This window comes from Sphingomonas sp. MMS12-HWE2-04, from assembly GCF_044881185.1.
Classification (GTDB): Bacteria; Pseudomonadota; Alphaproteobacteria; order Sphingomonadales; family Sphingomonadaceae; genus Sphingomonas.
This window is the reverse complement of record NZ_CP173254.1, coordinates 1,404,145-1,415,082: the sequence shown is the minus strand read 5'-3', so window position 1 is coordinate 1,415,082 and position 10,938 is coordinate 1,404,145. Positions and strand designations below refer to the sequence as shown.

The following is a 10,938-nucleotide window of genomic DNA, read 5'->3' as shown; positions in this document are numbered from 1 at the left end:
TCAGCTACCCCGATAAGTCGAATAGCCGAACGGCGAGACCAGCAGGGGCACATGGTAATGCCCGTCGCCGGAGATGCCGAAATCCACGCGCACGCGATCGAGGAACGGCGGAACGGGGAGACTCACGCCCTGCCCGCGAAAATATTCGGCGACGGCGAAATCGATCGTGTAGGCGCCGGGCACGATCGCGAGCTCGCGCAAAGCGGGGCAGCGGCCATCGGCGTCGGTGGTGCTTTCGAAAAGCAGCGCCTCGCCCCGGTGCAGCCGAACCGCAATGCCGGCCGCGGGACGGCCGTGCATGGTATCGAGGACATGGGTGCTGAGCGTCATGCGCGGGGCCATTCGACGGTGAATTCGGGTTCGGCGAAGGCGTGGAAATCTGTGAGGATCGCCGCACGATCGTCGAGGAAAAGCTGGTCGGCAACGCCGCTTACCAGCCGGGGCAGCGCGTGCTTCAATCCGGAGATCGCCGAGGCCGAAAGCCCCATGCTGATCAACGCGGAATAGTTGAACGCGAACAGCCCGTGGAGCCCGGTATCACCGGGATCGCGCGGAAGCAGCTCGAACCCCGCCCCCAGATAGGGGTGCGCATCGAGCAGCGGATTGGGCTCGGGCGCGCGGTAGCGATCGCCCCAGCGCGCGATCCGGTCCTGCACCAGCGCCAGTTCGGGGCGGAGCGCCGGATCGGTGACGAGCCCGGTCGAAAGGATCAGGAAGTCATAGTCCAAGCTGCCATGCGGCGTGGTTACGCGCACGGCGTCGCCGGTCTCCTCGACCGAAAGCCATGGGCTGCCGAGGTGGAGCTCGAACCCCGGAAACGCCGCCGCCGCTTCGAACATGTCGACCGTCGGCGGCTGGTTGTGGCGGAAGAACGCTGCCATCAAAGCGTATTTGTCGGCATCGCCGAGCACGGGGTAGCGCGGGATGATCCCGGCGCGCTCCATGAAGCGGATGGGGTTTACCCGCGGCAACGCCTTCCGCCGCATGAACACGTGCGCCGCCGCCACGCCGGCCGAAAGCGCCGCATGCGCATTGTCGAACGCCGAGGCGCCGCCGCCAAGGATTGCAATGCGCTTGCCCGCCAGCGCGGCATAGTCGATTGCGTCGGCGGTATGCGCGTAGCGATGGCTCGCGAGCGCCTGCGCGATCATCGGCGGCGTGTGCCAGTGCCCACCGCCCTGGATCCCGGTGGCGAGGATCACCTTGCGCGCCAGCAGCGTCTCACCTCCGCTGAGATGGAGCCGGTGCAGCCCTAACAGCGGCTCGACCAGCGTCACACGCGCGCCGTTGCGCACCGGCAGCCGAAGCACTGCGCGATACCAGCGCAGATACGCCATCCATTCGCGCCGTGGTATCTTGCCGAGCGCCTCCCAGCCCGCGGGCCCATGCTGCGCCTCCCACCAGGCGCGGAAGCTCAGCGAGGCCACACCCTGCTCGATCGAGCCGAGATGCTTGGGGGTGCGCAGCGTCGCCATCCGCGCATAGGTGTCCCACGGGCCTTCCTGGCCCGCGGGGTTTTCGTCGAGCACCAGCACATTGCCGATCCGCTCGCGCAACAGCCCGAACGCCGCGCCGAGGCCGGACTGGCCGCCGCCGACGATTACCGCGTCGAACACATGGCCGCCTGAATGTTCCCGTGGCGCGAGCCAGTCGGCCTCGCCGAAATTGAGGCATGCCAGATCGTGCGCCACGCGCGCCTCAAGGTCCGCCAGGCTCATGCCACTAGCTCCAGCCGCAACCGGACGATCTCGCCGATCTGCTCTAGCGCGGTGGCGATCTCGGCCTCGCGATCGTTGCCCAGCCGCCGCTCCATCGCCGCAAGTATCCCAGCCTTGTCGGTCAGCCGCACGCAGAGGATGAACGGGAAGCCGAACTTCGCGGCATAGGCGCTGTTGAGCGCGTGGAAGCGGTCGAACTCGTCCTGCGTCAGCCGGTCCAGCCCGGCGCTGGCCTGCTCTGCGGCCGAAGCTTCGGTCAGGCTGCCATCGACTGCCGCTTTGCCCGCGAGTTCGGGATGCGCGCGGATGAGGGACAGCTGCTCCTCCGGCGTCGCGTCGTGAACGACTTGCATCAGCCCGGCATGGAGGCTGGCGAAGGGCTGGCGTGCGGCCGCACGGACGACCACCCACGGGCTATGCTCGAACAGCGCACCATAGCGGGCGATGAACGCGTCGCGCTCGGCGATCGCGGTCATGCGGTCGTGCCTTCGAGCGAGACATGCGCCGACACGACTTTCCAACCATCGGCAAAGCGCACCCAGGTCTGGCTCTGCCGGCCGCGGCGCTGCGATCCCTCACGGTAGAATTCGGCATCGGCGGTGGCGAGATCGCGTCCGTACGTAGCGATGGCAACGCGGCCGAGCGTGCGCTGCGGTGATCCGCCCCGGCCCTTGCGGAATTCGCGGATCGCGTCGATCCCGTAGAGCACCTCGCCCACGCCATAGCGCACGGTGGTCGGCGCGTCGTGGAACAGCGCGTCCATCGCGGGGATGTCGTCGGCCATCAGCGCGGCCTCATACGCATGGAACGCGGCAGTAACTTCGGCGAGCACCTGCGGGTCGTCGATCGTCATTGCGGATGAACCTCCAGCCAATGGCGCGCGATGTCGATGCGCCGCGCGATCCACGCGTCGCCGCTCCGGATCACATGGTCGAGGAACTGTGCCACGGCGATCGTCCGCCCCGGGCGCCCGGCGATGCGGCCATGGAGCCCGATCGACATCATCCGCCCGCCTTCCTCGCGCAACTGCTCGAAGCTGTCGACGAGGTAGCGGAAGAACTGCGTGCCCTCGGTGAAGCCATTGAGTGCCACCATCTTCATGTCGTTGGCGTCAAGGCTGTACGGCACGATCAGCTGGCGTCCCGCATAATAGGGCAGGTCATCGGCATAGCTGTCGGCATCGTAGACGAAGCCGCCCTCCTCGGCGATCAGCCGCGCGGTGTTGGGCGAGGTGCGGCCCTGGTACCAGCCGAGCGGGCGTTCGCCGGTCAGGCGCGTGTGGGTCTCGATCGCCAGCTGGATATGCGCGCGCTCCACTGCTTCAGGGACGGTCTGATAGTCGATCCAGCGATAGCCATGGCTGGCGACTTCCCAGTCCGCGCCCAGCATCGCCTCGACCGCCGCCGGGTTGGCTGCCATCGCCGCGGCGACGCCGAACACCGTAACCGGCGCGCTCCGACTGGCGAACAGCCGGTGGAGCCGCCAGAAACCCGCGCGGCCGCCATATTCGTACAGGCTCTCCATCGCCATCGCGCGCGCCGGGTGGCTCGCGGCGCCGACCATGTCGGAAAGGAACGCCTCGCTACGTTCGTCGCCGTTGAGCACACTGTTCTCGGCGCCCTCTTCGTAATTGATCACGAAGTTCACCGCGACGCGCGCGCCGCCGGGCCAGCGCGGATCGGGGGGCGTGGCGCCGTAGCCGATCAGGTCTCTCAACCCCAGGCCTCCAGCGCCGCATCGACGCCGGCACCTGCCGGCGCCGCGAACCCCTCGGCGCGCAGCACCGCCTCGAGCGCGCCGAGCGTGAGCAGCACCTTATGCTTCATCGCATTATATCCCATCGCCCCGATCCGCCACATCGTGCCCGCCAGCGGCCCGAACGCGGTGCCGATCTCGATCTCGAAGTCCTCGCGCATCCGCCGACGCACCGCCTCGCCATCGATGCCCTCGGGGATCAGGATGCCGGTGACATTGGCCATACGGAAGCGATCGTCGCCATAGACCCCCAGCCCCAGCGCCCGCGCGCCCGCAACCACCGCACGCCCCGCCGCGGCGTGCCGCGCAAACCGCGCCTCGAGCCCTTCGCCCAGCGCCACCCGGGCGCATTCGCGGGCGCCGTAAAGCATCGTCGTCGCCTCGGTGTGGTGGTTGAGCCGCTTCTCCGACCAGTAATCCATCACCATCGCGAGATCGAAATAGTTCGACCCGATCCGCACGCCCGGGCCGTTTGCGAGGTCGGCGCGCACGATGCCGTGCTCAACATGGCGGCGCGACAATATATACTCCGCCGCGCGGTCCGAAATCGTGATCGGCGCCGATCCCGAAGGGCCGCCCAGGCATTTCTGCAGGCCCCCGGTGACGACATCGACGCCCCAGGCGTCGGCGCGGATCGCCATCCCGCCGATCGTCGCGGTGGCGTCGACATAAGAGAACGCCCCCGCCGCGCGGCACAATGCACCCAGCCCATCGAGCGGCTGCGCCATCGTCGTCGAGGTGTCGCCGTGCACGCACGCTACCACCTTGGGCCCGACCCGCGCGATTGCCTCAGCCACCTGGTCCATCGGCACGGTCTCCCCCAGGGCACCGAGAGCATCTCGATCCTCGCGCCGATCCGCTCGCCGATCTCGCGCAGCAGCAGCCCGAAGCGGCCGAAGTCGACCACCAGCAGCGTGTCGCCCGGCGCGAGCAGCGACACCAGCGCCGCCTCGATCCCCGCCCGCGCCGTGCCGTCGATCAACATGGTCCAGCGGTTCTCCGTACCAAACACCGGCCGGTAGAGCGCCATCACCTGCTCCATATAGCCGGTCATCTCGGGATCGAACTGGCCGAGCAGATCGGCGGACATCGCGCGCAGCACGCGAGGATGCGCGTTGACCGGACCGGGGCCCATCAGCAGGCGGTGCGGCGGATCGATCTCACCGAACAGATCAGGCGCCATGTCGCTCTCCCAGGCGATCGAGGAAACCGAGCATCACCTGCAGCGCGATTTCCGCATCTTGCGGTGCGACATGCTCGGCTGGATTGTGGCTGACGCCGCCCTTGCAACGGACGAACAGCATCGCCGTGGGGCACAGCGCCGCCAGGATCATCGCATCGTGCCCCGCCCCGCTGACCAGGCGAAGCGGCGCGATGCCTTGCGCGGCGACCGAGGCCGCCAGCAGGTCCGATAGCGCCGCGTCACACGGCGAAGCGGCAAGGTCGTTGGTCTGCTGAGTGGCGATGGCAACTCGGCGCGCTTCGGCGATCGCGGCGAAGCGCGCGAGGATCGCCTGCGCGGCAGCATCGCGGCGAATCCGCTCGCCTGCGCGGATGTCGAGCGTGAAGGTCACGCGGCCTGGAATGACGTTGGCCGCTCCCGGCGCGACTTCCATCCTGCCCACCGTCGCGACGAGGTCCGATGCGTCGCCCGCCGCGCACGCCTCGGCCGCAAGCACCATCTCGGCCGCAGCGGCCAGCGCGTCGCGGCGAAGGCCCATCGAGGTCGTCCCCGCATGGCCCGCGGTGCCGGCGACCGTCACGACATAACGTAGCTGCGCGGCGATCCCGGTGACCACGCCCACCGTCAGCCCAGCCGCTTCCAGCGCTGGGCCCTGCTCGATATGCGCCTCGAAATAGCCGAGCGCCCCGGGATGCCGCGCCTCGGCAAAGGTGAGCGTCGAAAGCTCGAACGGCGCCAGCGCCTCGTCGAGCGATAGCCCGGTACGGTCCTCGATCTCGAGCATGGCAGGATCGAGGCTGCCGGCTACCGCGCGGCTGGTCAGCATCGCGATGGGGAAGCGCGATCCTTCCTCGTCGCCGAACGCATAGATTTCGATCGGGAACGGCAACCGTCGCCCAGAGGCGTGGAGCGCAGCGACCGCCTCGATCGCCAGCATGACTCCCAGCGGCCCGTCATAACGCCCAGCATCACGGACGGTGTCGATATGGCTGCCGAGGATCAGCGGCAGCGCGCTCGGATCGCTCCCCTCGTAGCGGCCGATCAGATTGCACGCCGCGTCGATGCGCGTCGCCATCCCCGCTTCCTGCATCCATCCCGCGATCGCCCGCTGCGCGGCGGCAAAGGCGGGAGTCAGATAGGCACGAAACAGCATGTCGGGCGCATCGCTATACGGCGCGACGCCCAGTTCGTCGCAGCGTGCAACCGCTCTCGCTCCGCCTACCATGCTGCCACCTGCCCGTCGCTCCGCGGATCGGTGGCGCCTTCGAGAAGGCCCGACCCATGGCGGACGATCGCGCCGGCATGCCCCATCATCGACGTGAAGGGCTCGACCAGCTCGACTGCGTGTCCGGCGCGGCGCAACGCATCGTAGAGACCGGGCGAGAACCGATCTTCGAGCTTCAGCGTCACGCTCTCGTCGCCCCAAGTGCGCCCGAGCAGCCAGCGCGGCTGCGTGATCGCCTCCTGCAGCGGCACACCATGCCAGGCATAGCGCGAGAAGATCGCCGCCTGGGTCTGCGGCTGGCCCTCGCCGCCCATCGTGCCATAGGCCATCACCCGACCGTCGTCGAAGCGCGCCAGCGCGGGGTTGAGCGTGTGGAAGGGCTTTCGCCCCGGCTTGAGCGCGTTCCACCCATCGGGAGTCAGCCGAAAGCTGCTGCCGCGATTCTGCCAGGTGATCCCGGTCTGGGGCAGGACGATGCCCGATCCGAACTCGAAATAGGTCGACTGGATGCAGCTCACCACCCGCCCCTCGGCATCCGCGGCGCCGAACCAGCAGGTGTCGCCGAGCTGCGGCGGGTTGGGCCACGACAGCGCCCTTGCGCCGTCGATCCGCGCCGCCATCGCGCCAAGCGCGGCATCGTCGTCGAGCAGCGCCTGCGGATCGGCCTGCATATAGGCCGGATCGCCGACCTGCGCGTCGCGATAGAGGAATGCCTGCTTGGTCGCCTCGACCAGCCCATGGACATGCGCGAACCCGTCGTTCGGAGCGGCGGCCAGCCGATGCGCGAGCGCGAGGATTAGCAACGAAGCGACACCCTGCGTCGGCGGCGCTGTGTTGAACACCATGGCATCGCCGACGCGAAGCTGGAGCGGTTTGGGCGTCGTTGCGGCGTGCAGCTGAAGGTCGGAGAGCGCTACCGGGCTGCCAAGGCCCTGCAGGTCGCGCGCGATGTCGGCGGCGAGGCTCCCGCGGTAAAAGCTATCGAGCCCATCCTCCGCCAGCCGCCGCAGCGTCGCGCCGAGCGCAGGCTGGGTGAGCAGATCGCCTTCGCGAACACCGTCATAGGTCGCCGCCCAGGCGCCGGGCTGGCCGCGCAGTTCGGCGCCCTTGCCGGCGATGATCTCGGCGCCGCCGCGCGTCACTGCAACGCCGTGCTCGGCATGATGGATCGCGTCGCGCAGCAGCCGGCTTGGCGGCAGCGTGCCGCCGCTGCGCGCCAGCGCCGCCTGCCAGCCCGAGATCGTTCCCGCCACTGTGTTCGCCGCCAGCGGGCCGCGATCGGGCACTGCGTCGAACCCGCCATAAAGCGCGAGTTCCGCCGTCGCGGCGGCAGCGCCACACGCATCGATCGCCCAGGTCGTCCCGTCGGGCTCGGCGACCAGCCAGAAGCCGTCGCCGCCGATCCCGGTCATGTGCGGATAGACCACCGCCAGCGTGGCTGCGACTGCGACGGTCGCCTCGATCGCGTTCCCGCCTTCCTGGAGAACGCCCAGCCCCGCTTGTGCTGCCAGATGGTGCGGCGCCGTCACCATGCCCCGATGCGCCCGCACGCTGTGCAGCATCAGCGGCGGCTCCCTCGTGCACTGGCGTCGGCGTTTCGCATCGAACCTCCCGAATTCGCCCAGCCTATCACTCCGATTCCGCAGCGCAATATGGGAATTCAGTATTTACTTACTTACGGGACCGCCACGGCTGCGCTACCATGCCCTGGATGGTGAGCGAGACGGCAAAGCGCGATCCGGCACGCACCCGCGCGGCGCTGCTCCAGGCGGCGACTCGCGATTTTGCCCGAAACGGCTTTTCGGGTGCGCGTACCGAACGCATCGCCGCCGCTGCCAAGTGCAACATCCGCCTGCTCTATCACCATTTCGGCAGCAAGGAGGGCCTCTATCGCGCCGCGATCGAGGCCGCCTATGCCGATCTCCGCCATCGCGAGGCCGAACTCGCCTTCGATCTCGCCGATCCGCTCGGCTGCATCGATCGGCTGCTGCGCTTCACCTTCGCCTATTTCGAGAACAACCCCGATTTCGAAGGGCTGCTCCGCGCCGAAAACCAGCTCCAGGGCCGCTTCATCCGCCAGTCGCCCCAGATCCAAGGCGAAGGCGCCGGGCTGCGCGCGCGGCTCGAGGCCGTGCTTGCCGCGGGCGCTGCGCAGGGGGTGATCCGGGCGGGTGTCGATCCGCTCCAGCTCTATGTGACGATTGCCGCGCTCAGCCGCTTCCATCTCGCCAATGCCTGGTCGCTGGCGATCGGGCTCGATCAGGATTTCACCAGCCCGGCATGGCGCGCCGAGCGGCTCGATCACTGCGCGGCGATGCTGCGCGGCTGGCTTACACCCTCAGGGGGTGGCGCCTAGGCGCTCGCCAGCCAGGCGAAGCGCGCGATGAACAAGGCGGCGAGCACCAGCAACAGCCAGTCGCTTTGAGCGATCTTGCTGCGGATCAGCTTGAGCAGCGCATGCGCAGTGATCCCGAAAGCAAGGCCGTTGGCGATCGAGAAGGTCAGCGGGATCATCACCAGCGTCAGGAAGGCGGGCAGCGCGATCTCGGGTTCGTCCCAGGGTACATCGGCGAGCGGTGCCATCATCAATCCGCCGACCAGCACCAGCGCGGGCGCCGTCGCCGCGAGCGGGATCAACTGCGCATAGGGCGCGGCGAGCATCGCGACGAGGAACAGTAGGCCGGTGACGATCGCAGTCAGGCCGGTGCGGCCACCGGCCTGCACGCCTGCCGCGCTCTCGACATAGGAGGTCACCGTGCTCGTACCCATCAGCGCGCCGAACATCGTCGCGAACGAATTGGTGACGAGGATGCGGTTGAGCCGCGGGATCCGCCCGTCGGCGTCGATCAGCCCGGCGCGGCGAGTCACGCCGACCAGCGTGCCGATATTGTCGAACAGGTCGACGAACAGGAATACGAAAAGGATTTCGAACAGCGCCAGCCCGTGGCCGGTAAAGCCGAACACGCCGGCCAGGTCGAGCTTGAACGCCGTCTGGGCGATCGCGCCGAGATCATAGGGTTGCGGGCTGAACTGGACGATCCCCATGGCCCAGCCCAGCGCGGTGGTAGCCAGGATCGCGATCAGGATCGCGCCGCGTACCCGCCATGCGGATAGCGCCGCGACGAGCACCAGCCCGACCAGCGCCAGCACCGCGCCCGGCGCGCGCAAGTCGCCCAGCGCGACTGAGGTCGCCGGGTTCGACACCACGATCCCGGCATTGCGCAGCCCGATGAACGCGATGAACAGCCCGATCCCGCCGGCCACCGCGGCAAACAGATGCTGCGGGATCGCCGCGATGATCATCTGTCGGATGCCTGCGATCGTCAGCACCAGAAAGGCGATGCCCGATACGAATACGCAGCCCAGCGCCACCGGCCAAGGCACGCCCATCGCCTGGACGACGGTGAAGCTGAAATAGGCGTTGAGACCCATGCCCGGCGCCAGTGCCAGCGGCACGTTGGCGAACGTCCCCATCAGGATGCTGGCGACGCCGGCGGCAAGGCAGGTCGCCGCCGCCACTGCGGCTACCGGCATCCCCGCCTGTCCCAGGATCGCCGGATTGACGAGGATGATGTAGGCCATGGTCAGGAAGGTGGTCGCGCCCGCCAACACCTCGGTGCGGACGTTGGTGCCGGCCGAAGCCAGTCCGAAATGCCGCTCCAGCGCGCCACTCGGCTGCTCTGCCCGCTCGTCGACCACTTCGCCCGTCATCTGCGCCCCCGTATTTTCCGCACCGCACCATAGCCGCTGTTGTGCGCAACGGAAGCGTCACATTTCCGGGGGTGCAAATCCGGTCAGTCCAGCCGCTTCCAGCGTCTCGGCAATGGCGAAGAGCGTCGCCTCCGCACCGGGCCTGCCGATCAGCTGAATCCCCAGCGGCAGCTTCCCAGGGCGCAGCATCGGCGCGGCAATCACCGGAAGTCCGATAAAGCTGATCGGCTGGGTGTGGATGCCCAGATGTGCCCGCGCCGGCACCCGCGCGCCGTCGATGTCGATCATCGGGTCGGCAATCAGCGGTGCCTCGACGCCGGCGGACGGCGCTATCAGCACGTCATGCGTTTCGAACAAGCGTTCGGCCTGGACGCGGAACCAGTCGCGGAAGCGCTCGGCGGCGCGATAGGCCGATCCGGGCATCAGCGCGCCGGCGATCAGCCGGTCGCGGGTCTGGGGATCGAATTCGCGTGCGCGGGTGCGCAATTCGGGCAGGTGGCGCGTGCCGCCCTCCACTGCGGTCATCAAGAACGCCGCCGATCGGGCAACGTCGACGTTGGGCAACTCGACGGTCGGGATGCCGCCCAGAGCTTCGCCGATTTGCGCGATGGCTTGGCCAAGCTCAGGCGCAACGTTGCGGCCGAACCAGCCGCCCAGCGTCGCGACCCGCGGGGCCGCGATCGCCTCCGCCGCCGACCCGCCGAGTATTTCCCAGGCCAGCCGCAGGTCGCCCACCGAAGTCGCGAACGGCCCGATATCGTCGAAACTGTCGACGAACGGGAAGACGCCGTCCATCGGCAGCCCGCCATGGGTCGGCTTGAGGCCATAGACGCCGCACAGGCCTGCCGGCACGCGAATCGATCCGTTGGTGTCGGATCCCAGCGTCAGCGGCAGCATCCCCGCGGCCACCGCCGCAGCCGATCCGCCAGACGATCCCCCCGCCAGCCGGGCAGGGTCATGCGGGTTGCGCGTCGTGCCGAACGCCGCGTTGATCGTCGCGAAGCCGTAAGCGAACTCATCCATGTTGAGTGTGGCGACCAGAATCGCGCCTGACGCCTGAAGCCGTCCTATGGCTTCCGCATCCCGTAGCGCCGCCGGCGCGTCCCGCCGCATCGCGGCGCCGGCAGTCGTCGACTGCCCTTCGACATCGAACAAATCCTTCACCCCGAACGGCACACCTGCGAACGGCCCCGGATCCTCGCCGCGCGCAATCGCCGCATCGATCAGGGCAGCGCGAGCCAGTGCACGCTCGGACAGACTGCGGGTAACCGCCTTCAAGCCACCGTCATGCGCTTCGATCATCGCCAGGGCCGTGCGGGTCACGGCAAGCGCGCTTTGCCGGCCCG

Annotated in this window: 10 protein-coding genes and 1 pseudogene; 1 reads left to right on the top strand and 10 read right to left on the bottom strand. The window is 68.5% G+C overall.

Translation table 11 applies throughout. The features are described 5' to 3' along the window. From uraH to AB2M62_RS06325, 8 genes and pseudogenes are all read right to left on the bottom strand, one after another. Complete coding sequence (gene uraH, locus AB2M62_RS06360; protein ID WP_404338589.1) at positions 1-330, bottom strand: hydroxyisourate hydrolase; 330 nt, start codon at positions 328-330, stop codon at positions 1-3. Further along, a complete protein-coding gene (locus AB2M62_RS06355; RefSeq protein WP_404338587.1) occupies positions 327-1,718 on the bottom strand; it encodes an FAD/NAD(P)-binding protein in 1,392 nt (463 codons plus the stop codon). Before AB2M62_RS06355 ends, uraH begins: the two co-directional genes overlap by 4 nt. Continuing rightward, the gene (gene uraD, locus AB2M62_RS06350; protein ID WP_404338585.1) at positions 1,715-2,194 is read right to left on the bottom strand and encodes a 2-oxo-4-hydroxy-4-carboxy-5-ureidoimidazoline decarboxylase; all 480 of its coding nucleotides are present in this window, start codon (positions 2,192-2,194) and stop codon (positions 1,715-1,717) included. Before uraD ends, AB2M62_RS06355 begins: the two co-directional genes overlap by 4 nt. After that, positions 2,191-2,571 (bottom strand): oxalurate catabolism protein HpxZ, encoded by a 381-nt coding sequence (gene hpxZ, locus AB2M62_RS06345; protein WP_404338583.1) that lies wholly within the window; start codon positions 2,569-2,571, stop codon positions 2,191-2,193. The genes uraD and hpxZ overlap by 4 nt, the downstream gene beginning before the upstream one ends. After that, complete coding sequence (gene puuE, locus AB2M62_RS06340) at positions 2,568-3,434, bottom strand: allantoinase PuuE (protein ID WP_404338581.1); 867 nt, start codon at positions 3,432-3,434, stop codon at positions 2,568-2,570. Before puuE ends, hpxZ begins: the two co-directional genes overlap by 4 nt. Next, a pseudogene (locus tag AB2M62_RS06335) lies at positions 3,431-4,608 on the bottom strand (pyridoxal-phosphate-dependent aminotransferase family protein). Before AB2M62_RS06335 ends, puuE begins: the two are co-directional and overlap by 4 nt. 37 nt (positions 4,609-4,645) lie before the next feature. Continuing rightward, the gene (locus AB2M62_RS06330; protein ID WP_404338579.1) at positions 4,646-5,881 is read right to left on the bottom strand and encodes an allantoate amidohydrolase; all 1,236 of its coding nucleotides are present in this window, start codon (positions 5,879-5,881) and stop codon (positions 4,646-4,648) included. Then, on the bottom strand, positions 5,875-7,443 hold the full coding sequence (locus AB2M62_RS06325) for a gamma-glutamyltransferase family protein (RefSeq protein WP_404338577.1): 1,569 nt from the start codon (positions 7,441-7,443) through the stop codon (positions 5,875-5,877). The genes AB2M62_RS06330 and AB2M62_RS06325 overlap by 7 nt, the downstream gene beginning before the upstream one ends. A 140-nt stretch (positions 7,444-7,583) precedes the next feature. Between AB2M62_RS06325 and AB2M62_RS06320 the strand changes: the two genes are divergently transcribed. After that, positions 7,584-8,237 (top strand): TetR/AcrR family transcriptional regulator, encoded by a 654-nt coding sequence (locus AB2M62_RS06320; protein WP_404338575.1) that lies wholly within the window; start codon positions 7,584-7,586, stop codon positions 8,235-8,237. Here the strand turns inward: AB2M62_RS06320 and AB2M62_RS06315 are convergent. Beyond that, entirely contained in the window at positions 8,234-9,592 is a 1,359-nt protein-coding gene (locus tag AB2M62_RS06315) for an NCS2 family permease (RefSeq protein ID WP_404338573.1), read from the bottom strand. The genes AB2M62_RS06320 and AB2M62_RS06315 overlap by 4 nt on opposite strands. Before the next feature lie 57 nt (positions 9,593-9,649). Then, a complete protein-coding gene (locus AB2M62_RS06310) occupies positions 9,650-10,915 on the bottom strand; it encodes an AtzE family amidohydrolase (RefSeq protein ID WP_404338571.1) in 1,266 nt (421 codons plus the stop codon). Between the last annotated feature and the right edge of the window lie 23 nt (positions 10,916-10,938).

Bases quoted from the DNA above. Each gene is read 5' to 3' on its own strand.
- AB2M62_RS06355 (WP_404338587.1), bottom strand. From the start codon at position 1,718: ATGAGCCTGGCGGACCTTGAGGCGCGCGTGGCGCACGATCTGGCATGC.
- AB2M62_RS06315 (WP_404338573.1), bottom strand. From the start codon at position 9,592: ATGACGGGCGAAGTGGTCGACGAGCGGGCAGAGCAGCCGAGTGGCGCG.
- uraH (WP_404338589.1), bottom strand. From the start codon at position 330: ATGACGCTCAGCACCCATGTCCTCGATACCATGCACGGCCGTCCCGCG.
- AB2M62_RS06330 (WP_404338579.1), bottom strand. From the start codon at position 5,881: ATGGTAGGCGGAGCGAGAGCGGTTGCACGCTGCGACGAACTGGGCGTC.
- AB2M62_RS06325 (WP_404338577.1), bottom strand. From the start codon at position 7,443: ATGCTGCACAGCGTGCGGGCGCATCGGGGCATGGTGACGGCGCCGCAC.
- AB2M62_RS06320 (WP_404338575.1), top strand. From the start codon at position 7,584: ATGCCCTGGATGGTGAGCGAGACGGCAAAGCGCGATCCGGCACGCACC.
- hpxZ (WP_404338583.1), bottom strand. From the start codon at position 2,571: ATGACGATCGACGACCCGCAGGTGCTCGCCGAAGTTACTGCCGCGTTC.
- uraD (WP_404338585.1), bottom strand. From the start codon at position 2,194: ATGACCGCGATCGCCGAGCGCGACGCGTTCATCGCCCGCTATGGTGCG.